The following is a 24996-nucleotide window of genomic DNA, read 5'->3' on the forward strand; positions in this document are numbered from 1 at the left end:
GGAGGCAGGTTCACGGCTCCACGAACAGGGGTTCATGATGCGCATAGGTGAGACAGCGGCAGCGGCCGGCATGACGGCGAAGACTCTGCGTTTCTATGAAAAAATCGGCCTGCTGCCTGCGGCAAAGCGCTCCAGCAACGGATACCGGGACTACAGTCCGGAATCCGTGACAAGGCTCGAATTCATCCGCCGCGGGCGCACGGCAGGACTGGCCCTGGCGCAGATCCGGGAGATTCTGGCCATCCGTGAATCCGGAGAGGCTCCCTGCACCCATGTCCAGGACATGCTCGCCTGGCAGCTGGCCGACCTCGATAACCAGATCACCGAACTGATGGCGCTCCGCTCCGCCGTCGCCGGGCTCCACGCCACCGTCGCGGCCGGGACCCCCGCAGGCTGCGATCCCGAGCGCATCTGCAGCTACCTCTGAGATCCACGGCCGCCGCATCTCAACCGTCCGTGACCTGCAGTAGTCCACCCAGACACTTGGCAGAAGATTGCCAACCACAGCCTCAACCTCGTGACTACCATCACAAGAATGTCCCCGGGCCCCAGCGGGCGGGTACCGTTCAGGCCGTCGTAGTGGGCTCCCGTCAAGTTGACACAGTCAGGCACGTGCCTGACTACGAGGAGCCCGCCAAACACCGGTTCCCCACCGGCTGGCTGATCCCACAATCTGCCGCTGCACCGGCGGAGCCAAGAGAACTGTAACTCCACACCGATTCGCCCAAGGACCACCACGGCCCCATCCACCTCAATGGACGGGGCCTTGGATTCACCTCAGGGTGATGGCGGCACGGTATGCACCTCCGCGATGTGGCGGAGGACCTCGTCAGAGATCCTGGAGCATCCGCTGCATTTCGGTGATCTCGGCTTCCTGGGCGTCGATGACTTGTTCGGCCAGGGTCACGGCCTGGGGGTTCTGGCCGTTATCGACCTGTTCCTGGGCCATGTCGACGGCGCCCTCGTGGTGGGCGGTCATCTGTTCCAGGTATAGCCGGGCCGCTTCGGTGCCTTGGGCTTCCTCGAGAGCGGCCATGTCCTCCTCGGACATCATCCCGCTCATCCCGCCGTGGTCCATGCCCTCCATGTCTCCCATGGGTTCCGCGTCCCAGGCGGTGAGCATGGCGTTCATGCGTTCGATCTCCGGCCCCTGGGCGTCGATCACCTGCTGGGCGAAGTCCGCGACTTCGGCCGGGATGTCGTCCTTGGCCAGCAGCATCTCGCTCATTACAACGGCCTGCTCGTGGTGAGGGAGCATCATCTGAGCGAACATCACGTCCGCATCGTTATGCTCGGCCGAGATCTCTTCGGCCGAGCCGGTAGCCGTGGCGGACGGGGCAGCGGTGTCCGTGGCCGTGGAGGTGGCAGCAGCCGAGCTGGTGGCCGGGGTGGACTCGGAGCCGGCGCCGTTGTCCTCGGCACCGGTGCCGCCACAGGCGGTCAAGGCTAGTGCGGAGGCCAGAGTCAGGGCGGCCAGGGTGGTGGTGTTGCGTTTCATGATGGTTCCTTCCATTGGGGTTTCGACATAGGGCCCGGGCCGCGATCAGCTGGTGGCCGTCGCGGGCTGGGGTGTGGTGTCCCGATCCGAAGAGTTGGCCGGGGCGAGGCGTGCGGGGTGAAGGTCGGTCCGGCGTAGCAGTTGGGCGTTGAGGGCGACCACGATGGTGGACAGGGACATCAGCACCGCCCCGACGGCCGGGGACAGCACGAAGCCGATCGGGGCGAGCACGCCGGCGGCCAGGGGAACGGCGAGCACGTTGTAGCCGGCGGCCCAGGCCAGGTTCTGGATCATCTTGGCGTAGCTGGCCTTCGAAAGCTCGATCATGGACAGCACGGCCCTTGGATCGTTGCCGGCCAGCACGACGCCGGCCGATTCCATGGCCACGTCGGTGCCGGCACCGATCGCGATGCCGACCTCAGCGCGGGCTAGGGCGGGGGCGTCGTTGACGCCGTCGCCGACCATAGCCACATTCAGGCCGCGGGATTGCAGCTCGGTGACCTTGGAGTCTTTGTCCTTCGGCAGGACCTCGGCGAAGACCTCGTCGATGCCCAGGTCCGCTCCCACGGCCTCGGCGACCTGGCGGGCGTCGCCGGTGATCATGGCGACCTTGATCCCACGTTCGTGCAGGGCGGCAACGGCGGCTCGGGACTCGGGGCGGACTTTGTCCTCCACGGCGACCGCTCCGATGACGGTGCGGTCACGGACGACGTGCAGCACCCCGGCCCCGCGGTCGGTCCAGGCCTGGGTGTCAGCTCGGAGGTTCTCGGGGGTGTCCAGGGCGAGTTCGCGGAGCATATTCGGCCCGCCCACAAGGATCTCGGATCCGTCCACGGTCGCTTTCACCCCGCGGCCGGTGGTCGACTGGAACTCGGTGCCGCGCAGTCCCAGCGCGGCGGCTTCGGCGTGGTCGGTGGCGGCGGTGATGATGGCTCGGGCCACGGGGTGCTCGCTGTCGGCCTCGGCCGCAGCCGCGTAGGCCAGCAGCTGTGCCTCGGAGGTGCCTGGGGCCGGTGCGGATCCGGTGAGAACGTGCGCGCCCTCGGTCAGGGTGCCGGTCTTGTCGAACAGGACCACATCGATGGTGCGCATCCGTTCCAGGGCCAACCGGTCCTTGATCAGCACCCCCGCCTTGGCGGCGCGTTCGGTGGAGATCGCGATGACCAGCGGGATCGCCAGGCCCAGGGCGTGCGGACAGGCGATGACCAGCACGGTGACGGTGCGGGTGACGGCGTCGTCCGGCTGGCCGATGGCCACCCAGACGATGGCGGTGATGATGGCTGCGGCCAGGGCGAACCAGAACAGCAGGGCCGCCGCCCGGTCGGCCAGGGCCTGGGCGCGGGAGGAGGATTCCTGGGCGTCGGCGACCATCCGTTGGATGCCGGCCAGGGCAGTGTCAGTCCCGACCGCCTCAATGCGCACCCGCACGGTGTTATCGGTGGCCACGGTCCCGGCCACCACCGTTTCGCCCACACTGCGGGCCACGGACCGCGATTCGCCAGTGATCATGGACTCGTCGAACTCGGCCGTGCCCTCGGTGAGGGTCCCGTCGGCGGGCACGCGGGCCCCAGAGCGGACCAGGACTGTGTCCCCGACCGCCAGCTCACCGATCGCAACGGTGACGGTAGTGCCGTCCTCGGTGACCTTCTCAGCCTCGTCCGGTAGCAGGGCGGCCAGAGCGTCCAGGGCGGAGGAGGCCGCGCCCAGGGCGCGCATCTCCATCCAGTGGCCCAACAGCATGATGACCACCAGCAGGGCCAGCTCCCACCAGAAGTCCAGCATGAATCCACCGACGCCCAGGGACGTGATCCAGGAGGCCACAAAGGCCACCGTGATGGCCATCGCGATCAGCAGCATCATCCCCGGCTGCCGGGTGCGCAGCTCCGTGATCCCGCCCTTGAGGAAGGGCATGCCGCCGTAGAGGTAGATCACGGTGCCCAGCACCGGGGCGATCCAGTCTGAGCCCGGAAACTCCGGAACCCGGTAACCGAGCAGGTCGGCAACCATGTGGCTGAAGACCACCACCGGAATCGACAGGACCAGTGAAAGCCAGAACCGGCTCTTGAACATCGCCACCGAGTGCCCGGCGTGCTCGCCATGGTCATGGACGGCATGATCTTCATCCATCGCGGAGTGGGGGTGGCCGTCGGGCATAGCCTGCCCGTGCGTGTCTTCATCCGCGTGCTGGTCATGCCCGGCATGGTGGTCGCCGTGGTGGTGCGAGGTGCTCATGATATTTCCTTTCCCTTGCCCCCTACGGGGCAGAGGTGGCTGGCCAAGTAATCAGGACGTCAGGACGCGGTAGCCGGACTCTTGGATGGCCGCCCGCACGGTGTCAGAGGAAGCCGACCCGGTCACGGTGACGGGGGAAATGCCGCCGGCCACCAAGTCAACCCTGACGTCGTCCACCCCGTGCAGGGCGCTCACCGCTCCGGCGATGGTTCCGACGCAGTGCCCACAGGTCATCCCCTCCACCCGGTACGTGGCGGAGGTCCCGGAAGCGGCAGGGAAAGACGTTTCCGCGGCGTCGGAGCCCGGAGTAGGGGCGGCGTCCAGGGCGCAGCACGAGCAGCCGCCGGAGGCCATCGGCAGGGGGCTGGACATCGGTTCGGTCATGATGAGCTCCTTCGTCGGATGTGGGCGGTGGGACTGCGCCCTGCTCCCGGTATATACCCCTGGAGGGTATCAATCAAGATGTGGTGGAGTGGTTTCCGTCGCCTCGGGCAGGCAGGTGGACGGTGAACGTCGCCCCGGCGTCCGAACCTGCGGAGCTGGCGGTCAGTGACCCTCCATGGGCTTGGACCAGGGCCCGAGAAATGGCCAGGCCGACCCCGGACCCGCCGTGGTCCCGGTCCCGGGCGGCGTCCCCGCGGTAGAACCGTTCGAAGATGTGCGGCAGGTGCTCGGGGAGGATGCCCTCGCCGGTGTCGCTGACGCTGAGCGTGATCCCTCCTGCACTCTGCCGAGCGTCCAGGGTTACCTGGCCTCTTGCGGGGGTGTGGCGCAAGGCGTTGGTGAGCAGGTTGCCCAACACCTGACCCATGCGTTGGCGGTCGACCTCCACGGTCGCAATGTCCTGGCTCGAATTCAGGATCAAGGCCACGCCCTTGGCGGCATAGGTGTCCCGATGGGCTTCGGCGGCGGCCTGCAGTAACTCGCCCGCCGATTCGATGGTGCGATCGAGCTCGATCCGTCCTTCCTCCGCCCGGGAGACGTCGTGGATGTCTTCCACCAGCCGGGTGAGGCGGGCCAGCTGTTCGTCCATGAGCTCGCCGGTTGCTTCGCCCCAGCGTGAGACTCCATCCTGCAGGGCTTCGAGGTAGACGGTGAGCACGGAGATGGGAGTGCGCATCTCGTGGGCCAAGTCCGAGAGCATCCGACGGCGGGTGCCCTCGGTGCGTTCGAGCCGCTCGGCCATGGTGTTGAACGAGGCGGCCAAGTCCTCCACCTCGGTCCCTGCCCCCATGGCCGGGACCCGGGTGTCGTACTTGCCGCGCGCCATAGCCGTCGCCGCTTGGGTCAGGGCATGGATCGGGTTCTGGATCCGGCGGGCGACATACCAGGTCAACACCAGGCAGCAGACTAGGGCGGTGGCCAAGGCCACGCCCAGGGTCCAGAAGTTGGTGTCTCGGTAGGCCTGCTCCACGTGCAGCATCTGGGTCGCATCATGCCCGGCCCCGGCCTGTTCCAAATGCTCGTGGAACAGCGGGGGGCCGGCCAGGGAGGCCACCGCCACCGCGGCCAGGATGCTGACCACCACCACCAGCAACTGGGCCAGGAAGAACCGGGCCGCCAGGCCGCGGTAACGTCGCTGGCCGGTCACTGTTCTGCCATCCGGTAGCCAACCCCGCGGACCGTGTCGACATAGCACCCGGGGTCTTCGTCGAGTTTGCGGCGCAGGTTGCCGATGTGTACATCCACGAGTCGTTCATCCCCCACCCACCCCGGATCCCAGACGATATCGATCAGCTGACGCCGGGAGAACACTTGATAGGGACGTCCCGACAGGGCCGCCAGCAGGTCGAACTCCGTGCGCGTCAGCCCTACCGGTTTCCCGTCCACGTGGGCTTCGTGGGCAACCAGGTCGATCACCAGCGACCCGAAGGCCCGTGCCGGTTCTGGGACGGTTGCCGTCGTGCGGGGCCGACGCATGACCGCCCCCACCCGGGCGACCAGTTCCCGGACACTGAAGGGTTTGGTGATGTAGTCATCGGCGCCCACTGCCAGCCCTTGCAGCCGGTCCGGTTCATTGCCCCGGGCGGTGAGCATCAGCACGTAGCACTCGGAAAAGGCCCGCACGCGCCGGCACACCTCGATCCCGTCCAGTCCGGGCAGGCCCAGGTCCAGGACTATCACGTCGGGATCATGCGTACGGGCGGCCTGTACCGCATCGGGCCCGGTGTGGGTGGTGGTGACCTCGTAGCCGGCCCGCTCCAGGTAGGTGGCGACCATGCGCGCCAGGGGCTTCTCGTCATCGACGACCAACACCCGCCCGGCGGACGAGCCAGTGCCAAAGTTCATGTGTTCAGTTTGCCCCCGCGCACGACCGGGAGCGCAACCCAAGGCACCAGGCCGGGAAATCTTCATCAAACCTTCAAGGCAAACCGTCCGGAGCCCCTGAGCCTCCGACGGACAATGGTAGATGGCCCCGCGATCGGATCGGGGCGGAAAGGCACCATGACTACCCGCAGAACCCTGCTCGCCGGAGGACTTGGCCTGATCGGTGTCGGCACCCTGACCGCCTGCACCGTGCCGAACACCTCAAGCCCCCAAGACGCCAACACGCAGACCCCGGGCACGGCGATCACCCACATCCATGCCATCGTGCGCGACCCCGAGGACGGCGTCGTGCTCCTGGCCACCCACGAGGGCCTGTTCCGCCTCCAGGACCGCGAGCTGGTCCAGATGGGCCCGGTGGTGGATCTCATGGGTTTCGCCGTGACGCCCGAGGGCCGCTATCTAGCCTCCGGCCACCCGGCGCCCGGTACCGGTCTGCCCGAGCCGTTGGGTTTGGCGGAGTCCACAGACCGCGGACTGAGCTGGGAGGTGCTCTCCCGAGGCGGTCAATCCGACTTCCACGCCCTGGCCGCCGGCCCGGACGGCGTCCTCGGCTTCGATGGTCAACTGCGCGCTAGCGCCGACGGGATCTACTGGCAGGCTCTCACGATCCCCGCCCCGCCAGTATCCCTGGCCATCTCCCCGAAAACCGGGACCGCGCTGGCCACCACCGAAGCCGGGATGCTGCGGTCGATGGACAACGGTGCCACCTGGATCACCCTGGACGCCCCGCTGCTGATGCACCTGGTCGCCTGGGCCGACGACACCACCGTCGTCGGTGCGGGCACCGACGGCCGGTTGATGACCAGCACCGACGGCGGCGACTCCTGGACTTCCAGTGACCAGCCGGTCGGCACGGCCTCCGCTCTGGGAGCCAGCATCACTGACGGCGGGCAGGTCGAAGCGCTCCTGGTCATCGACACGGCCGTCCTACGCACCACCGACGGCGGGAACACCACCGAACCGCTGCTGTGACCCATGCCGCGCCAAGCCGCGGGCCCTAAACCGGACCATGACCAGCACGGACGAACAGGAAAGGCCAGTGCCGATGGCGGAACGCCGACATCTTCACCGCCTTGACCTGTCCCGTCGGCCCGTCCTCCGGTCGGTTCTGGGCATCCTCGTGCTGCTCCTCGGCCTACTCGGGATGCATGCTGGCGTGGGCACAGGCGCGGTGATGGCCGGCATCGACACCTCCACCTCAACGGTGTCCCTGCATCCCGGGCCGACGACCGTCGGCCCTGCCGGTTGGGCACCCGGAGACGTGCTCACGGCCCAACCGCCCGAGGGCGCCGCATTCGGCCAAGGGCTGCCTTACTGCGCACTGGAGGCCGGGGGCGACACCTGCGCCTCCTCCCTAACCACGCCTTCCGTCGTTCTGGATCTAGGGCGTGTCTCCCTTATCTGTGGTGAGGCTCGGGGCAGGCTGGTCGGGTGAGGTCAACGGGATCGCGGTATCGGGTGTTCACGGACGAGCAGTGGCAGCGGATCGAGCCATTGCTGCCCTCGAATCAGGGCCGGCGCGGTCATCCGTTCGGGGAGCACCGGCGGGTGGTCGAGGGCATCGCGTTCCGGTACCGGACCGGGATCCCCTTATGGACGCGAACCCCAGCCCGTATAACGCTCGGCCGACCTATTTGAACGGGTGCCACAAACCCTTCCCCAAACGGACAGTGTCGCCGTCCCCCTGGAGATCAGTGAAGGCACTGCTGACATCAGTGCCGTCGGATTTTGAACGTGGCATAACTGGGGCGGTCGTGTGCTCTTAGCGGGTCACTTGCCCTGCCGCTCCTCACCCACACCGTCTCAGCGGCCGAACAGGCGCCCCAGCCAACTGGTGCCGGGGTCCGCTGGTGCGCTCTCGGCCATCCCGGCGGGGTCTTCCGGTCGCACGCGCACCGGTTGGACACCGGCACGTTCCTCATCACCTGGTCCACGTGGTTGCCACAACCGGTCCACGTGGTCTTACCGCACTTGGCGCACTTCACTGCCTGGCACATGATGTGTCTCCCTATCCTGAGGTCCTAGGGTCGGAGGCGTACCGAATCGAACGATCGCCGAACCTCCGGAATATACCCCTAGGGGTATTAGTTACCAGCATACATCACCTTGCGGGATACCCCCGTAGGTATTACTCTCGACTCAGAGCCGATACCCGAGGGGGTATCTGGAAACCAACGAAGGAGACTCCATGCTGCTTGAACGGATCTACGACGAGGACCTCGCCCAGGCCAGCTACTTCATCGGCTGCCAGAAGAACGGCACGGCCGTCGTGGTCGACGCCCGTCGCGACCTCGCCCCCTACCTGGATCTGGCCGAGAAGAACGGCATGACCATCGTGGCGGTCACCGAGACCCACATCCACGCCGACTACCTCTCCGGCACCCGCGAGCTCGCCGCCAAGACCGGCGCCGAGATGTACGTCTCCGGCGAGGGTGGCCCCGACTGGACCTACGGCTTCGAGGCGAAGCTGCTGCACGACGGGGACAAGATCACGATCGGCAACATCACCGTCCAGGCTGTCCACACCCCCGGCCACACCCCCGAGCACCTGTCCTTCCTCGTCACCGACGGCGCCTTCAGCGACAAGCCGGGGTACATGCTGACCGGTGACTTCGTCTTCTCCGGCGACCTCGGCCGCCCGGACCTGCTGGACGAGGCCGTCGGCGGGGTGGACACCCGCTTCGGCGGCGCCAAGGACCTGTTCCGCAGCCTCAAGGAGAAGTTCGTGACGCTGCCGGACCACGTCCAGGTCTACCCGGCCCACGGCGCCGGCTCGGCCTGCGGCAAGGCCCTGGGTGCGATCCCCTCCTCTACGGTCGGCTACGAGCGCCTCTACGCCTGGTGGGGCAAGTACGTCACCGAGGACGATGAGCAGGGCTTCGTCGACGAGCTGCTGGCCGGCCAGCCGGACGCCCACGCCTACTTCGGCCGCATGAAGCGCGAGAACCGGGACGGCCCGGCCGTGATGGGCGATCGTGCCCCGCTGCCGGAGCTGGCGATCGAGGACGTCGCCCGCGACCTCGAGCAGGACAAGGTCACCTTCTTGGACACCCGCCCCGTGGACGAGGTCCACGCCGGGACCGTTCCCGGGTCGATCAGCATCCCCGCCCCGGGCAAGATGGCCACCTACGGCGGCTGGGCCTACGACCCCGAGAAGGACGATCGCCCATTGGTACTGCTGGCCCAGGACCAGGAGCAGGCCCAGCAGTTCTGGGACCACCTGGTGCGCGTGGGCATCGACCACGTCTCCGGGTATGTCACCGGGATCGAGGGCCTGCCGACCACCACCCCGCGGATCATCCAGCCGGAGGAGCTCGAGGGCTTCGACGCAGCCTTGGCCCTGGACGTGCGCAACAAGACCGAGCACACCGAGGGCCACATCCCCGGCTCGCGCCAGCTGAGCGCCGGCCGCGTGCTGTGGCACCAGGACCAGCTGCCCACCGAGGGCACCATCGTGACGTACTGCCAGTCCGGGATGCGCAACTCGGTGGCCGCCAGCGCTCTGCGCCGGGCCGGACACGACGTCGTCGAGCTCGACGGCAGCTACAGCGCCTGGTCCGAGTGGGCCCGCCGCAGCGGAGTCCAGCCGGAGACCTCGGAGACCGCCCAGGAACCGGTCCGCGCCTGATCCGGCAGCCGACCGGCTGACGAGTCGCCCGGTCCACCGGACCGTCCGCAGAAGGGGCGCCCCTTCTGTATACCCCCGGACACGCGAAAACCCCCGGAGCATTGACGGGTCAATGCTCCGGGGGCCTCGGAAACCGCAGTCCAGGCCTCAGGCCAAGGAGAGGAAGAGCTTCTCCATGTCCGCCTTGTCCATGGAGCCGTCCTCCGTGCGCAGGCACTGCTCCAGGCCGGTGGCGATGATGGCGAACCCGGCCCGGTCCAGCGCCTTGGAGACGGCGGCCAGCTGGGTGACCACGTCCTTGCAGTCGCGGCCCTCCTCGAGCATACGGGTGACCGCGGCCAACTGGCCCTGGGCCCGCTTAAGCCTGTTGAGGATCGGCTTGAGCTCGGTGGTATCGAGTTCCATGAGGTGCTCCTCGGGTCGTGGAGGGGATATCAGTCCCCTCCATTCTATACCCCCGGGGGTGTGTTGCATACCCTAGGGGGTATGTGGCAGACTCATGGAGTCATATTCAGACGAACGGAAGAGAAGCCTCTTGACCTCCCTCACCCCCGCCCTGACCGACGTCGAGGCCCCGACTCTGCGCGAGTGGATCGATCGCCACGATAACCTGATCGTGCTGGACGTGCGTTCCGCCGCGGAGTTCGAGGGCCTGCACATCAAGGGTTCCTACAACGTCCCGCTTCCGCTGCTGTCCGAGCACACCGACGAGCTCGCCCAGCGCCTGGACCGCCACGTGGTGCTGGTCTGCCAGTCCGGCGTCCGCGCCGGGCAGGCCCGCCACCGACTGAACACCGCCGGCCTGGAGAAGGCCACGGTCCTCACCGGCGGCGTCCCCGCCTTCGAGGCCGCCGGTGGGGACGTCGTCCGCGGCGCCCAGCGCTGGTCCCTGGAGCGCCAGGTGCGCCTGGCCGCCGGCTCCCTCGTGCTGGCCGGGATGCTGGGCGGGAAGCTCGTCTCCCCCAAGGTGAGCATGCTCGCCGGGGCCATCGGCGCCGGGCTGAGCTTCTCCGCCGTCACCAACACCTGCGCCATGGGCAACGTCCTGGCCAGGATGCCCTGGAACAGGACGGCCTCCGAGCCCACCGCCCAGTCCGCGATCCAGCAGTTGCCCTCCGCGGGCTGACCCAGACCGCCCGGCGGCGGCGCACCCCCCTCCGCGCCGCCGTCGGGCCCTTTTCTTCCCAGACCCGCCCTGCCTACTCCCAAGGACCATCTATGACCGTCACGCTCATCGTCGCCCTCGCGCTCTCGGTGCTGATCGGGGTCTCCCTCGGCCTGCTGGGCGGTGGGGGGTCCATCCTTACCGTCCCAATCCTCACCTACGTGGCCGGGCTTCCCGCCAAGGAGGCGATCGCCGCCTCGCTGTTCGTGGTGGGCACCACCTCGCTGGTCAGCGTGGTCTTCCATGCCCGCAGGGGGAGGGTGAAGTGGCGTACCGGCCTCGTCTTCGGAGTGGCGAGCATGGCGGGCGCCTTCGGCGGCGGGCTGCTGGGCGGCCACATCCCCGGCACCGTGCTGATGATCGCCTTCGCCCTGATGATGGTCGCCACCGCGGCCGCCATGATCCGGGGCCGGAGGAAGGCCCCCTCCTCCGGTGGGGACGAGGCGAAGAAGCTGCCCGCCGTCAAGGTCATCCTCGAGGGCCTGGTGGTCGGCCTGGTCACCGGGCTCGTCGGCGCCGGGGGCGGCTTCCTGGTGGTGCCCGCGCTGGTGCTGCTGGGCGGGCTGTCCATGCCGGCCGCCGTCGGGACGTCCCTGGTGGTCATCGCCATGAAGTCCTTCGCGGGCCTGGGCGGCTACCTCACGAGCGTCCAGCTCGACTGGGGGCTCGTGGCCGGGGTGACCGCCGCCGCGATCGTCGGTTCGCTGATCGGGGCGAAGCTGACGGGGATCATCCCCGAGAACATCCTGCGCGAGGGCTTCGGCTTCTTCGTGCTGGCCATGGGCGTCTTCGTTCTGGTCCAGGAACTGCCCTCCCCCGCAAGCGCCATCGTCGGCGTCCTGGGCTCCGGTGCGGTGGCCGCGGTCCTGCTGTGCCGCTACGCCATCCCGGCCTGCCCGATGCACCGAAACAGGAGACAGACCGACACCCCGCAACCAGCCCCAATCGGCTGACCACTCCGGGATCAACCGCTCCTGCTGCCGGTGCGGGACCGAACACCCCGGCCGCACACCGAGGTTTGAATAGCAGAGACAAATAGCCGGATTATCGCAAACTTGTTTGACCGCCTAGTTCAGTCGCGTCCGCATGGGGATCCCCTTATGGACGCGAACCCCAGCCCGTATAACGCTCGGCCGACCTATTTGAACGGGTGCCACAAACCCTTCGCCGAACGGTCACGACTGAGTAAATAGTGTGAGCCACCATTTAGCTCCGCCAGAACCCCACCGTTTCGCTCTGAAGTTCACGGCGGAATCATATAAGGGCAGGCGCACCTCCGCTGGCCCTTCCGTCGAACGATTAATAGTGACGAGCTGCTTCTCTCCCGAGCAATCACGTGAGTGGGGCCTGGGAGCCTCGAGCCGGTCACCATGGGGATGATCGAGGCGGCGAAGCCGAGGACCCCCATGGCCGCCAATACGGTTCCCAGTGTCAGGCACACGCTGGTGAGGGCGCTGCGAGGTTCCAGCCGCATGCGGGACGGGTCCCGGTTGCTGATGAAGGCTGTGCGGACTTCTTGGCCGTGGAGGTGTACGCGTTCCCAGGGTCTCAGGGTCCGTTCGTGGAAGTCTCCGTCCGCGAACCACCGGGCCCTGGCACCGCGCTGGCCTTGGATGATGACAATCTCGGTGGGTATCCGCGGGCCGTCCAGGCTGCGGCGTAGCAACCCGTACAGCATCAGGGGCAGCCCGCAGACCACCCCGACGATGGACAGCATCTCGCCGACGAGTCCGACGGCATCGCTTCCTTTCACGGATTCAGGCTACCGAGTAGTGATCAACCCACTGTTCGGTGCCTATGACGCTGTCTCCTCTTTCTGATGGGGCAGGACCCGGTGCAGGACGTCGGCGAGGGTGACCACCCCGAGGAAACGATCCTGGTCCATCACGGCGACCAGTTGCTCACCGGCCTCGCGGAGCTGGGAGAGTGCCTCGTGGACGGCGGTATCGGCCTGCACGGTGAAGGCCTGTCGGGCCAGTTCCTGAACAGCGCGGTCGAGGGGTTCCAGCAGGGTGTCCCGGACATGAACCACTGCCGGGGGCCGGCCGCTGGGGGTGTCCACCAGGATCCGCAGGTGACCGGATCCGATGGCGAGGGCCTGTACGTCGGCCACGGTGGCTTGCCAAGACACGGAGCTCGGCCAGGATCCGGGTTTGATCAGGTCCGCTACGGTTTTCTCCTGCAGGTCGAACACTCCGGAGAGTTGGTCGCCGAAGCGACGATCCAGGGCCCCAGCCGAGGTCGAGTGCTCGACGAGCTGGCGGATGGTGGCCGCGTCCTGCCCACCGACCGCGGCGCGGTCCACGGGGGTAACGCCGCTGGCGGCGACCAGTCTGTTGGCGACCCTGTTCACCCAACTCAAGAGTGGTCGAAGCAGCCAAATGTAGGCCCGCGTCGGTAGGGCGGTCAGCTTCGCCGAGGTCTCGGGGTGGGCGATGGCCCAGGACTTCGGGGCCATCTCCCCAACCACCAGGTGCAGGAAGGTCACCAGGAACAGCGAAAGCACGAAGGATGTCGTGCCCGCGACCTGAGCGGGGATCCCCCAGGACTCGAACACCGGTCCCAGCCAGGCGTCCACGGCGGGTTTGGTGACGGCGCCGAGGGCGAAGGTGCAGATGGTGATGCCCAGTTGGGCGCCGGCCAGCATGACGGTCAGCTCGTTCACATTGCGCAGCGCGGCCCGAGCTGAGCGGCTGGTGGCAGCTTGGGCCTCGAGCCGGTGGGTGCGTGCCCCGAGTAGGGAGAACTCGATGATGACGAACAGGGCACTGAGGACGATCAGTGCCAGAGTGGCCACGATGACGATCAGGGGATTGCTCATCGGTTCTCCTCCCGGGATTCCTGGTCCAACCGATCACGTTCCGGCGGTTGCCGACTGGTATCGGCGGCGCCTTGGACGAGGGTGACGACCAGTTCGCTGGGCACGTGCCGGGCCACCTCGGTCACCTCGATGTGCAGATGCCGGTGGACCGGTTCGTCCAGGGCCACCTCCCGCGGGTCACCGGGCAGGGCGATGACCACGGTCTGTCCGGTCTCGGGCAGTTCGCCGAGCTCGGCGATGACCAGGCCGGACACGGTTTCGACATCGCCGTCTGGCAGGGGGTGGCCCACGGTGCGTTCGAGCTCGTCGACGTGGACGTCACCGGCCATTCGCCAGACATCGCCCTGTTCCGCCGCGATCTCGGGGACCGGGGCGCCATCGTGCTCGTCGGTGAGTTCGCCGACCAGCTCCTCGGCCATGTCCTCGACGGTGAGGACCCCGGCGAAGCCGCCGTACTCGTCGATCACGCAGGCCAGCTGGGTGCGGGTGCGGGTGAACTCGGCTAGGGCGTCGGGCAGGGGCATCAGCGTCGGAACGAGCAGCGGGTCACGCATGATGGTTTCCACCGGCGCGCTGTCGTGGATGGGTCGGACCAGCACATCGGTCAGATGCACCACCCCGACCGGTTGCTGGTCGGGGGTGATCACCGGGTAGCGGGTATGCGCCCGGGCCATCAGCGCCCGGACCTCACCGATCGTCGTGTCCGGGCCCACGGTGTCCACTCGGGATCGCGGGATCATGGCGTGCTCCACGTCCTGATCGGGGAAGTCCAACACCCGGTCGATGAGCACGGACAGCTCCTCGGGCAGGTCCCCACTGTTCCGGGAGTCGGCCACCATCCGGTCCAGATCCTGGGCGGTGGCCGTGGAGTCCACATCGTGCACCGGTTCGATCCGCAGCAACCGCAGCAGTGCATTGGCTGACTTGTCGAACACCACGATCAGCCAACCGAACACGGCCAGGTAGATGCGGGTGGAACGGGCCAGACCCCGCGCCAACGCTTCCGGGGCCGCGATGGCCAGGTTCTTCGGATACAACTCACCGAAGATCATCTGCACCACCGTGGCCACCACCAGGGCCACCACCGTGCCTACCGAGATGCTCACGGCCGGTGGAATCCCGGCCCCACCCAGCAACACGCCCAGAGCCTGGCCGACCATCGGCTCGGCCACATAGCCGACCAACAGTCCGGTGACCGTGATGCCCAGCTGGGCGCCGGAGAGCATGAACGAGGTCCGCCGGGTGATTTTCAGCGCCCGCTCGGCGGCAACGTCACCGGCCTTGGCCTTGGCCTGCAAGCGGACCCGGTCCACCGACATGTAGGCGAACTCCTGGGCCACGAAATACCCGTTGGCGGCAATGATCAGCCCGATCACCACCATGCCCAGCAACAACAAGAGCACGGCTTCGATCATCGCCGCCTCCCGTTCAGACCGGGGAGGCCGGGGTCAACGCCGCACGCGGCGGACCCGGGAGAAGGAATGGAAGCGGAACAACAACTGTCTCCCGGGTCGTCGTCAGACGACCCGGAGGTATGTTGGGAGCGACTCATGCGCGGATTCACGTACTCCGTGGATCGGGATCAATGGGAATGGAAACATCCTAGCGGCTGTCTAGCGGTTGCCCGCCGTCACAGTTCCCCTTGCCCGGTCAAGCTCCCGGGAAATTCGGTGGTGTCGGCAGCGCGCAGACAGGCCACCTCCCGCCGGCCGAGGCCTGGCCGTCCTGCAACAGTCCCATAACACCCTTCCCGGCAGAGCTCAGACCTGCAGGTTCCCCACTACCGTTGATGGCATGGAGAACCTGGTTGTCGCAGGCGTTGACGGCTCTCCTGAAAGCCGCAGGGCCGCCCAGTGGGCGCTAGCCGAGGCCTCCGCCCGCCGCTGGCCGATATGGTTTGCCACCGTTCGCCCTCCACCCCAGGTGGCCGACCCGCGAGTAGAGGTGGCCTACCACCATTCGGCTTGGCAGGCAGCGGATCCGCTCTTCGAGGAACTGAAAGCCGCCGCCAAGGACCGCGGCGTGCCCGCGCACTGCAAGCTACTGGTTGGACAGGCCAGCGATGTCCTAGTGATGCTGTCGGCCAAGGCCGTACTCAGCGTGGTCGGCCACCGCGACCGGACCGGGTTCCCCTCCCGGCTGGGCAGTGTCGCCTCCGCGCTGGCAGCCCATGCACACTGCCCCACAGCCGTCATCTCATTCGGTCAACACCCCCAACCGGACCCCACCGGCGACCGCCCCGCCGCCGACATGTCCCGATTCGCCGGACAAATAGTGGCAGCCGTAGAGCCCGGGCCGTCCGCGGCCGCCGTGCTCTCCGCCGCGGCCGACATGGCCCAGCGGCACAACCGGTCCCTGAACCCCGTCACGGTAGACCCAGCCACAGAGGGCCAGCCCGTGCTCCCCGATCTCCTGGCCCGCTTCCAGGCGAAGCACCAGGGATTGAGGTGCAGCGTCCATACGCTGTCCGGCCGCCCAGTCCACGAGATCACCGAGGCGGCACGGGACAGCTGGCTGCTCGTCGTCGGAACACGAGGCATCAGCGGCCTGCCCGGCCTGCTCCGCGGCTCGGTCAGCCAAGCCCTCCTGCAACACGTCATCTCACCCGTCCTAGTGGCGCCGGACATCAGCTCGCACGAGGCTGGCTAATCTTCCGCTGCCGGCCTTGGGCAGGGTGGTCCTTCCGCCAACAAGACTGTCCAAGACCCATGGAGCCATCGTCTTTCGGGACGCTCAGGGCGACCTGACGGATCGGCCGGCACATCGGGCCCATGGCTCAGCAGCCTTGCTCGCGTGGAGGAAAGCCACCTGCGTGCTGTAGCCGAGGACCTCGGCAACGAGCGAGGGCGGGCATTCGAGGACGAGCTCACCGATGGCTCGGTGGCGGGCGCTGAGGGGTTGACGCCCAGGTCGCGCAGCGGCTCTATGACGGTGTTGGGGTGCAGGTGATGGCCAGCCAGTGTGCTGGGGAGGCTTGCAGAGTTGATTCCTCTGATCCAATACTCAGGCCACCTCGTGACGTCATCTGAATTACAGGCCGGGTGTCCATGCAGGTGGCCACTAGACACTGGGTCTGGCGCTGATCGGGGGGGCGACTATCTGGTGCCTGGGGGGCGCGCGGTATTGGCAGGCCCGGGTTGATCTAGTCAGCGGCTCGTGGTCAGGACGGACGGGGGGTTGTGCCGCTGCCTTGTCGGCCCTTACGCAGCCCGATTTCGTATGCGGTGAAGGCGATCAGCGTCACTGTGATCAATGGGAGGACAAACCATGCCATCACGGCGGTAAATCCTTCCAGTGCGTCGTGTGCGGTGGCAGCCAGGATGAGATACCCGAGGTAAACCAGATACAGGGCTACGAACAGGGCGCCTTCCCATCGCGCCACCGTGAAGCCGGTGAAGGCTACGGGCAGCAAGGCGATCGCGGCCGCCAACATTACCGGGATATCGAAGGCCAGGGCGGCGCTGGATACGGGAATGCCCTCGAGGGAGATCATGGCTGGCACCCCCAGCACGACTCCGATGTTGAAGAGGTTGCTGCCGACCACGTTGCCAATCGCCAAGTCACGTTCGCCACGGCGCACGGCGATGAGGGAAGTCGCCAGCTCAGGCAGAGATGTGCCGATGGCCACGACGGTTAAACCGACCACTAGGCTGCTCACCCCGAGCGTGGTGGCGGTGTTCACCGCGCCCTCGACGAGGAGCGTGGCCCCGGTTACCAGGAGAGCAACTCCGAACACCACGAGCAGAATCGACTTTCCGCTCGAGGCCACAGGCAGTTTCTGGGCCTGGGCGGAGGTGCCGATACCCGGGGAACCCTCAGCCAGCTGCATAACAGGGGCCTTGGACTGTGTCCTTCTGCGGCCGATGGTGACGGTCAGCACGGTGTGAGCGACCACGGCACCGAACAGGATTAGCCCGTCTACCGCGCTGATCACCCCGTCGAGGCAGACCAGCAGCAGCGCCGCGGACAGAGAAAGCATCAGGGGGAGATCAAAGCGCACCAACCGTTGTGTCGCGGCCAGCGGCAGAACTAGAGCGGAGAGGCCGAGAATGAGCAAGACGTTAGCAATGTTGCTGCCGACCACATTGCCCACCGCCAGTCCGGGTTCGTCGCGCAGGACCGCCCCGATACTCACCGAAAGCTCGGGCGCCGACGTGGCCGCCGAGACCACGGTGAGCCCGACCACCAGGGAGGAAACCCCCGCTCGACGAGCCAGGGCGGAGGCCCCTCGCACCAGTACCTCCCCGCCCAGCACCAGCAACACCAACCCGACAATGATCCGCCCCAAGTCTAGAAGGTCCATAAGTAGGAGTCTACGGATCACAACCCGAGTCGCGATGAGCACTCCATCGACCCGGTTGAGCACCCGCATGAGGATCCCCAGCCGGACAGTTCTCAAGGGGACTAGTTGGGTCAGTGTGTGGTGCTCGCCCAATTCTCCTGATCGGGAGAGCGTTGCCATTCCTGGCGTGGGTTGTCCCACTCGCGTGCGGCATCTGTCAGCCAGATCGTGGTGTCGGGGTTCCACCCCGCGATGACCGTCGAAAGGTCAGTGTCGACGTGCAGTGCACGATTGGCATTACTGAGGTAGGCCAGGGCTGTCAGGTGCACCGCGTCCCACCGCTCGGCGACCTTCTCACAGTCCGGGATCACCCACCTGCCGTCGTACCCGGTACAACGGAACCAGTCATGACGCCGCGATGCAGTGACCTCCAAGGGGTGCTCAAGGCACAGTGCCACCCAATCGGCCTCGGCGCGAACCTCAGAGGTTCGGCCAATACCACGCACGGGGATGACTGTGGCGTGTTCCCAGCCGAAGGAGTCCTCGATGAGGTTCAATCCCAGCGGAATCTGCCCGAGCGACTGAATGGTCCCTTGCGGGAAGGACCACCACTTCGTAGAGGGCGACGTGATCACGTGCTGGGCGATGGGGGCAAGGGCTTTTCTCACCTCGGGGAGCGCTGCGAGGGCGTCCTCGCCGTCCGGTTCCTGCCAGGGACGAGACGTATCCACCGCTCGAGCCAAAGCACGGTCGATCACCTCAGCGCCCGCCATGGTCACGTCGAGCGCAGCCAGGGCAGTGATGAGGTCTGTCATGGAAGGCCTCGGTGGCGGCTCGCTAGCCTCACCAAAAGTGGCCTTCAGCATCACTCGGGACGTTCCCTTGCCCGGATCCAGGTCATGGGCGAGCCAGAACGCGGCAACCCTGACCTCAGGGCTCAAATCCATTGCCATCTCAAGGCACAGTCGTCGTCCACGAGGTCCGACCAACAGCGCATCAGCGTCCGCAACCATCTGCTTACCCTACGTGCGACACCCCACCACTGGCCCGTAAGCCGATCCCTCAGCGGCCGGTGAGTGTCCACCGCCATCGGACCGTGCGAGGCCTATCCGAACAACGGCAGTCGGCTCGATCGGGTGGCCGGCGCTGGGTGTGAACCTGGGTCAATCGATGGAGCCTGAAGGAACCCCTCTGCGGCGCTCAGTGTCCCGGTTAGCCCCGCAGCGGCACGGTACATGCTCTCCACCGTGGTGGTGTCGAGCGCTGCCGGCAGCGCTCCGCCCCACGGGTGCCGGTATTCCGTGGCGGCCTCGCGCAGGCGGTGCAGGTTGGTCCGGTGGACTGCCGTGGGTTGCGCCGGCCAGCTGCCGATGATCAGCGGTCCCGGGTGCACCCCTCCGTTGCCGGATGGCCTCCAGGGTCAATCCGGTGTGGTTGAGGGTGCCGAGGTCGGGGCGGGTTACCACGGCCAGGGCGGCGTCGGCCTCAAGGGCGAGGTCGGCGATCGTGGCGCCGTCCGGGGTGAGCTGTACGAGTAGGCCGCCGGCGCCCTCGACGAGGACGGTCTCGTGGTCTGCCTGCAGGGCGGCGATCCGGTCCAGGTGCCAGTTGCGTCCGGGTAGCGCAGCTGCTGCGGCTGTTCCACCGGACTCCAGTGCGGCGTCTACGGGGGCCATGGCCGGTCCCATGCGGACGCCCTCGGCCACGGTGAGACGGTCCGGGTGGCCCAGTAGTGCCGCGATTGTGTCCACGTCGCCTGGTTCGTCCGGGCCGACCCCGGTCTGGGTGGGCTTGTAGACGGCCACACGATCTCCCTCGGTCAGCGCGGTGGCAGCGAGGCAGGCCGTCACCACGGTCTTGCCGACGTCGGTGTCCGTCCCGGTCACGCACAGCAGTGAGCCGCTCATGCCGCCGACCGAGTTCGCACCGGCAAGGCGTGCGGGGCCTGGAAGGACAGCAGGTGGCCCCAGTCCGGCACGCTCAACAGCTCGATGAGCGGCAGCGCCTTCGCGCACTCATGCAGGATGACGGTCGCCTCGAGCTCGGCCAGGCCCGCCCCGAGGCATCGATGGAGCCCGAAGCCGAACGCCAGCGACGCGTCCCCCGCCTCGCCGAGCTCCCCGCCGGAGAGCCGCAGCACGAGGTGTTCTCCCGCGGTGAAGTCCTCGTCACCGACGCGGGTATCGGCAACCACGACGCGGCGCCAGGTCGGGACTGAGGAGGCTTGGGCTAGCACGGACGTGACCACGGCGCGGGAGCTCTCCAGCCCCGTGGACGGGTCGGCGCAGTCGGCCCACACCCCGTCGACCAGGGCGGTGCCCAGCACGGTCTGGGCGAGCATGGCGGTGGTCTCCTGGCCGGCGATGACCAGGAAGTAGCCGAGCGAGCGGATCCGGTCACGGTCGACGTCGGCTGTGTCCAGGGCCTGGAAGAGGTTCTGCCCACCGGGCAGCCCGACGACCGCGCCGGGGACCGGACCGGAGCCGGGATGCGGGCTGGGTTCTTCGAGGCAGTGCTCCACCGCCTCGTCGAGCCAGGCGTGGAAGTCGACGGCGCTGCTGGCCAGCTCGAGCTGACGGGCGGAGTCGGGCCAGCCCCAGAAGAGTTCGAGCGAGTCCCGGCTCCAGCGTTTGAGTTGGGCGTGCGGGGGGTTTGGCACGCCGGTCAGGGTGGAGACGACCACCGGCGGGACGATCCCGGCCACCTCTTGCGCGAGGTCGATCTCCTCGCCTGCCGTGAGCCGGGGCAGGATGCCGGCGCAGGCGGAGCGGACGAGTGCGGCGACCGGTTCGGCCTGGGCGGCGACGCGGGCCGGGCTGAAGAACCGGGCGGCGACCCGGCGCACCGTCCTGTGTTCCGGCCCGGAGGCGCTGGCCAGCACGGGCGGCAGGCTGAACCTGGCGGCGGCCAGTCGGCGCAACGTCGGCGATGCCAGCGGGATGACGGTCTTCAAGGCGTTGTCCGGGACGAAGTCCGCTGCCCGGCGCAGGATTTCCCGGACGGTGTACGGATCCTCCACGAAGCGATGCCGGGTGGTGACCTGCTCCGGGAAGGCGTCGGCCAGTCGGGTCGCCAGCGGCGCGGTCGATGGAACGGTGGCCTGTGTCGGGGCGAAGGGGCAGCTCATGTGTCCTCCCGGTTGATGGTCTCGGCCACGGTCTCCAGCGCCCGGGTGAGCCGGCGCCGGTCGTGGTCCGCGTGGATGGTGATGCGCAGCCGGGCGATGCCGTCCGGGACGCTCGGTGGGCGGAAGCACCCCACGGCGATGCCGCGGGCGCGCAGAACCTCGGCCGAGCGCACCGCACCGCCCGGGCTGCGCATGCGCACGGAGTGCACCGCGCCCGCCCCGCGCTCGACCCGGTCCGCGGTGACGGGATGGCCGGCCAGGACCCGGTGCGCCACCTCGGCGTTGGCGATCAGCCGGCCGATCCGCCGCTCGTCGGCCAGGGCCAGGGCACGGCGTGCGGCGCCGGCCGCCGGCGGGGCGAGGGCCGTGTCGAAGAGGAAGGTGCGCGCGGTGTTGAGCAGGTGGTCGCGCCAGGCACCGGCACCCTCCCCGCCGAGCAGCACCGCCCCGCCCTGAGCACCGAGCGCCTTGGAGAGCGTCGCGGTGACCAGGACGTGGCCGGCGTCGGAGAGGCCCTCGGCCCGGACGGCGGAGCCTCCCGGGACGGCGGCCAGGGTGTGGGCCTCGTCCACGACGAGAAGTGCGCCGTGCTCGGCGCACAGCCGCGCGGTCTCGGTCAGCGGGGCCGTGTCGCCCAGAACGGAGTACACGGACTCCACGACGACGGCGGCGCGGGCCCGCACGCCGTTCCGGCGCCGGTGCTCACGCAGGGCCACCTCGACCTCGGCGAGGTCACCGTGTGCGGTGGTGCGCACCTCCGCACGGGACAGTCGGGCGCCGTCGATCAGGCTGGCGTGGGCGTGGGCGTCGAGCACGAGCAGGGTACCGCTGCCGCCGAGGGCGCCGAGCAGTCCCTGGTTCGCGGCGTAGCCGCTGGAGAAGACCAGGGCCTCCCGGCGGCCGGCGTAGCGGGCGAGGTCCTGCTCCAGGGCGGGCAGCACGGGGTGGGTGCCGGTGACCACGCGGCTGGCGCCGGCCCCGGTCCCGTGGGTCCGGGCCGCCCGCGCGGCGGCGCGGGCCACCGACGGGTCCCGGGAGAGGCCGAGGTAGTCGTTGGAGGCCAGGTCCACGCTGCCCGGTGGCAGGGGCCGGTCGGTCCGTTCCCCGTCGCGCGCCCGGCGCACCCGGGCCCTGGAGCCGACCCAGCCCTGCCAGGCGTCGGCAGCATCGCGGGGTCCAGCGCCGGCGCCTTCCGGCATGTCCTGGCAGGTGGTGGGAGGAGCCTCAGCCGTGGACACGGGCCACCCCCTCGACGATCGCCGCGCCCAGGGTGCGGACGTCCGCCGCGGTGGAGACGTAGGGGGGCATCACGTAGACGAGGTCCCGGAAGGGCCGGACCCAGGCGCCCCGATCGACGACCTCCCGGGTCACGGCGGCCACGTCCACGGGTCCGTGCAGCTGGACGACGCCGACCCCGCCCAGGATCCGCACGTCCCGGACGCAAGCCAGTTCCGAGGCCGGTGCGAGCACCTGCCGGAGCCCCGCGTCCAGCGCCTGCACCTGGGCCAGCCACGCTGGCGAGTCGCCCGGACCGGTCAGCAGGTCCAGGGACGCGTTGGCGACCGCACAGGCCAGCGGGTTGCCCATGAACGTCGGGCCATGCAGCAGCGCACCGCCGTTGGGTCCTGCGTTCAGGTCCGCGGCCACCTCGGAGGTGCACAGCATCGCGGCCAGCGTCAGGTAGCCCCCGGTCAGGGCCTTGCCCACGCAGAGGATGTCCGGGATGAGCTCTCCGCCGCCGCACTGCAGGGACCATTCGCCCGCCCACTCGGAGGCGAAGAGCCGGCCGGTCCGGCCGAAGCCGGTGGCGATCTCGTCCAGGATGAGCAGCAGGCCGTGCTCGTCTGCGACCTGCCGGAGGATCCCGACGACGGCCGGCGGGTAGGCGTGCATCCCGCCGGCACCCTGCAGCACCGGCTCGCAGACGATGCCTGCCAGTTCGGGAGCGAGCCTCGCCGCGATCTCGCGGGTCTGGCCCTCCCAGGAGGCGAGGGCGCCGCCGTCGTACTCCCAGGTCCCGTCCGCACCGAGGCGGCCGGCCGGCGGGCGGGGCAGGAAGGCCTGCTGCGGGACCAGTCCGGAGAACTCGGCGTGCATTCCGTCCTCGGGATCGCAGACGCCCATGGTGGCGAAGGTGTCCCCGTGGTAGCCGCCGCGCAGGGCCAGGAAGCGCTGGCGCCGGTGCTCGCCGCGGGAGGCTTGGACCTGCAGGGCCAGCTTGAGGGCCACCTCGACGCTGATCGAGCCGGAGTCGGCCAGGAAGACGTGCCGCAGTCCCTCCGGGGCCATCTCCACGAGCCGCTCGGCCAGTGTCACGGCGGGCTCGTGGGTGAGCCCGCCGAACATGACGTGGCTGAAGGAGTCGAGCTGGTCGCGGGCCGCTTGGTCGAGGACCCGGTGGCGGTACCCGTGGATGGCGGACCACCAGGAGGACATGCCGTCGATGACCTCGTGGGTGCCGCCGTCGGGCCCCTCCAGTGTCAGGCGCACCCCCTCGGCGCCGCGGACCGCGTAGAGCGCGCCGGCGTCGACGGGGGCGTAGGGGTGCCAGACCAGGCCGGCGTCGCGCTGCAGCAGCGAGCGTGGGGCCGGTGGGGCAGGGTCGGTCCGGGGGCTGTCGAGGGTGGGGCTGCTCATACGTTCGGGGCCTGGGCGGTGCCGGCCCCGCGACGGCGGATCCGGGGCTCGACGCCGGCGGGAACCCCGGCCGAGGCCTCGATGACGGCCTCGGAGACGCTCTCGGCCGAACAGCATCCGCAGCCGGATCCCGCACTGGCGGGCGAGCCGCACGGCGTGGCCGCCGCATCGCCGGACGCCGCTGCACCGCAGGGTGCGGGGGCCGCCGTCCTAGCCTGTGGGGAGGAGGCCTGGGGAGAGACTGCCGCCCAGGGGGCCGCCTGCGCGGTGGCGGTCTCGGTGCCCGGCCTCTCCCCGGCGCCGAGGACGCGGAATCCGGCGTCGGCGATCATGGCGAGGTCCTGATCGGCCGTCTGGCCCTCGCTGGTGAGGTAGTCGCCGAGGAACAGGGAGTTGGCGACCTCCAGGGAGGTGGCCTGCATCCCGCGCAGGTGCATCTCCCGGCCACCGGCCAGGCGCAGCTCGGTGTCCGGGCAGGCCAGGCGCACGAGGGCGAGGATCCGCAGGCAACGCAGTGGGGTCAGCTCCCAGGTCCCCGCCAGCGGGGTGCCGTCGAAGGGCATCAGGAAGTTCACCGGGATGGAGTCGCTGCCCACCTCCCGCAGGGCCAGCACGGCCTCGACGACCTGCTCGTCCGACTCACCCATGCCCACGATCAACCCGGAGCACGGGGAGAGCCCGGCGCCCTTGGCCCGCTCCACGGTCTCCACGCGGTCGGCGTAGGTGTGGGTGGTGGAGATCTCCTCGTATTTCGACTCGGCCGTGTTGAGGTTGTGGTTGTAGGCGTCCACGCCGGCCTCGCGCAGCCGGTCGGCCTGGCCGTCCTTGAGCAGGCCCAGGCAGGCGCAGACCTCGACCTCGGGGTGCTCGGCCTTGAGCTGGTCCGTCATGGTGGCCACGCGGTCCACGTCCCGGTTGGACGGGCCGCGGCCACTGGCGACGAGGCAGACACGGGAAGCGCCGCCGCCGATGCCCAGCTTGGCCTGCTCGACGGCCTCCTCAGGCTTGAGCCAGGAGTACTTGAGGATCTCCGCGGTGGAGCCCAGGCGCTGGGAGCAATAGGTGCAGTCCTCCGGGCACAGGCCGGACTTCAGATTGACGAGGTAGTTCACCTTGACGGTGTTGCCGAAGTGCTCCCGGCGCAGGCGCCCGGCCGCGGTGACGAGCCGGAGGGTGTCCGCATCCGGGGTGGACAGGACCGCCAGACCCTCCTCCGCGGTGAGCCGATGGCCCGCCGCAACGGTTGCGGCCAGCGCGGCCGGGTCCATCGAGCTGTGA

The 24996-nt window shown here is 68.6% G+C and carries 21 protein-coding genes and 1 pseudogene; 7 read left to right on the forward strand and 15 right to left on the reverse strand.

Annotated features, from left to right (window positions below; genetic code table 11):
- Window positions 1-37: 37 nt before the first annotated feature.
- Window positions 38-427, forward strand: coding sequence for a heavy metal-responsive transcriptional regulator (locus IMT31_RS01940; protein WP_413543568.1), 390 nt, complete (start codon window positions 38-40; stop codon window positions 425-427).
- A gap of 402 nt (window positions 428-829) precedes the next feature.
- On the opposite strand, the gene IMT31_RS01945 is transcribed toward IMT31_RS01940, so the two are convergent.
- The 5 genes from IMT31_RS01945 to IMT31_RS01965 all read right to left on the reverse strand — a co-directional run bounded on the left by IMT31_RS01945 (window position 830) and on the right by IMT31_RS01965 (window position 6019).
- Complete coding sequence (locus IMT31_RS01945) at window positions 830-1498, reverse strand: DUF305 domain-containing protein (protein WP_413543569.1); 669 nt, start codon at window positions 1496-1498, stop codon at window positions 830-832.
- Window positions 1499-1543: 45 nt separating this feature from the next.
- Window positions 1544-3730, reverse strand: a complete 2187-nt coding sequence (locus tag IMT31_RS01950; RefSeq protein WP_413543570.1) for a copper-translocating P-type ATPase — start codon at window positions 3728-3730, stop codon at window positions 1544-1546.
- 51 nt (window positions 3731-3781) lie between these two features.
- Window positions 3782-4114, reverse strand: a complete 333-nt coding sequence (locus IMT31_RS01955) for a heavy-metal-associated domain-containing protein (protein WP_413543571.1) — start codon at window positions 4112-4114, stop codon at window positions 3782-3784.
- Window positions 4115-4187: 73 nt separating this feature from the next.
- Window positions 4188-5321 (reverse strand): ATP-binding protein, encoded by a 1134-nt coding sequence (locus IMT31_RS01960; RefSeq protein ID WP_413543572.1) that lies wholly within the window; start codon window positions 5319-5321, stop codon window positions 4188-4190.
- On the reverse strand, window positions 5318-6019 hold the full coding sequence (locus IMT31_RS01965; protein ID WP_413544352.1) for a response regulator transcription factor: 702 nt from the start codon (window positions 6017-6019) through the stop codon (window positions 5318-5320). Before IMT31_RS01965 ends, IMT31_RS01960 begins: the two co-directional genes overlap by 4 nt.
- Before the next feature lie 156 nt (window positions 6020-6175).
- Between IMT31_RS01965 and IMT31_RS01970 the strand changes: the two genes are divergently transcribed.
- From IMT31_RS01970 to IMT31_RS01980, 3 genes and pseudogenes are all read left to right on the forward strand, one after another.
- Entirely contained in the window at window positions 6176-7030 is an 855-nt protein-coding gene (locus IMT31_RS01970; protein WP_413543573.1) for a F510_1955 family glycosylhydrolase, read from the forward strand.
- Between the two features lie 459 nt (window positions 7031-7489).
- A pseudogene (locus IMT31_RS01975) lies at window positions 7490-7666 on the forward strand (transposase); the annotation flags it as partial.
- Window positions 7667-8246: 580 nt separating this feature from the next.
- Window positions 8247-9686: an MBL fold metallo-hydrolase gene (locus IMT31_RS01980; RefSeq protein WP_413543574.1), complete on the forward strand. Its 1440-nt coding sequence runs from the start codon at window positions 8247-8249 to the stop codon at window positions 9684-9686.
- 147 nt (window positions 9687-9833) lie between these two features.
- Here IMT31_RS01980 and IMT31_RS01985 read toward each other — a convergent pair whose 3' ends face one another.
- Window positions 9834-10091: a metal-sensitive transcriptional regulator gene (locus IMT31_RS01985; RefSeq protein WP_309810070.1), complete on the reverse strand. Its 258-nt coding sequence runs from the start codon at window positions 10089-10091 to the stop codon at window positions 9834-9836.
- A 130-nt stretch (window positions 10092-10221) separates the two neighbouring features.
- On the opposite strand from IMT31_RS01985, the gene IMT31_RS01990 reads away from it, so the two are divergent.
- A complete protein-coding gene (locus tag IMT31_RS01990) occupies window positions 10222-10812 on the forward strand; it encodes a rhodanese-like domain-containing protein (protein ID WP_413543575.1) in 591 nt (196 codons plus the stop codon).
- A 92-nt stretch (window positions 10813-10904) separates the two neighbouring features.
- Complete coding sequence (locus tag IMT31_RS01995) at window positions 10905-11804, forward strand: sulfite exporter TauE/SafE family protein (protein ID WP_413543576.1); 900 nt, start codon at window positions 10905-10907, stop codon at window positions 11802-11804.
- Between the two features lie 842 nt (window positions 11805-12646).
- On the opposite strand, the gene IMT31_RS02000 is transcribed toward IMT31_RS01995, so the two are convergent.
- Window positions 12647-13672, reverse strand: a complete 1026-nt coding sequence (locus IMT31_RS02000; RefSeq protein WP_413543577.1) for a CNNM domain-containing protein — start codon at window positions 13670-13672, stop codon at window positions 12647-12649.
- Window positions 13669-15087, reverse strand: coding sequence for a hemolysin family protein (locus IMT31_RS02005; protein ID WP_413543578.1), 1419 nt, complete (start codon window positions 15085-15087; stop codon window positions 13669-13671). The genes IMT31_RS02000 and IMT31_RS02005 overlap by 4 nt, the downstream gene beginning before the upstream one ends.
- 379 nt (window positions 15088-15466) lie before the next feature.
- Between IMT31_RS02005 and IMT31_RS02010 the strand changes: the two genes are divergently transcribed.
- Window positions 15467-16321, forward strand: coding sequence for a universal stress protein (locus IMT31_RS02010; RefSeq protein ID WP_413543579.1), 855 nt, complete (start codon window positions 15467-15469; stop codon window positions 16319-16321).
- A gap of 511 nt (window positions 16322-16832) precedes the next feature.
- On the opposite strand, the gene IMT31_RS02015 is transcribed toward IMT31_RS02010, so the two are convergent.
- The 7 genes from IMT31_RS02015 to bioB form a co-directional block, all read right to left on the reverse strand.
- On the reverse strand, window positions 16833-17975 hold the full coding sequence (locus IMT31_RS02015; RefSeq protein ID WP_413543580.1) for a calcium/sodium antiporter: 1143 nt from the start codon (window positions 17973-17975) through the stop codon (window positions 16833-16835).
- A gap of 110 nt (window positions 17976-18085) precedes the next feature.
- Window positions 18086-18967 carry a hypothetical protein gene (locus IMT31_RS02020; protein ID WP_413543581.1) on the reverse strand — a complete coding sequence of 294 codons (882 nt, stop codon included), beginning with the start codon at window positions 18965-18967 and terminating at the stop codon, window positions 18086-18088.
- Between the two features lie 150 nt (window positions 18968-19117).
- Entirely contained in the window at window positions 19118-19861 is a 744-nt protein-coding gene (gene bioD, locus IMT31_RS02025; RefSeq protein ID WP_413543582.1) for a dethiobiotin synthase, read from the reverse strand.
- A complete protein-coding gene (locus IMT31_RS02030) occupies window positions 19858-21081 on the reverse strand; it encodes a cytochrome P450 (RefSeq protein ID WP_413543583.1) in 1224 nt (407 codons plus the stop codon). Before IMT31_RS02030 ends, bioD begins: the two co-directional genes overlap by 4 nt.
- A complete protein-coding gene (locus tag IMT31_RS02035) occupies window positions 21078-22319 on the reverse strand; it encodes an aminotransferase class I/II-fold pyridoxal phosphate-dependent enzyme (RefSeq protein ID WP_345356659.1) in 1242 nt (413 codons plus the stop codon). The genes IMT31_RS02030 and IMT31_RS02035 overlap by 4 nt, the downstream gene beginning before the upstream one ends.
- On the reverse strand, window positions 22306-23718 hold the full coding sequence (bioA, locus tag IMT31_RS02040; protein ID WP_413543584.1) for an adenosylmethionine--8-amino-7-oxononanoate transaminase: 1413 nt from the start codon (window positions 23716-23718) through the stop codon (window positions 22306-22308). Before bioA ends, IMT31_RS02035 begins: the two co-directional genes overlap by 14 nt.
- Window positions 23715-24986, reverse strand: coding sequence for a biotin synthase BioB (gene bioB / locus IMT31_RS02045; protein WP_115931376.1), 1272 nt, complete (start codon window positions 24984-24986; stop codon window positions 23715-23717). The genes bioA and bioB overlap by 4 nt, the downstream gene beginning before the upstream one ends.
- Window positions 24987-24996: the final 10 nt, after the last annotated feature.

The sequence above is a fragment of the Citricoccus nitrophenolicus genome (assembly GCF_047305825.1).
Classification (GTDB): domain Bacteria; phylum Actinomycetota; class Actinomycetes; order Actinomycetales; family Micrococcaceae; genus Citricoccus; species Citricoccus nitrophenolicus.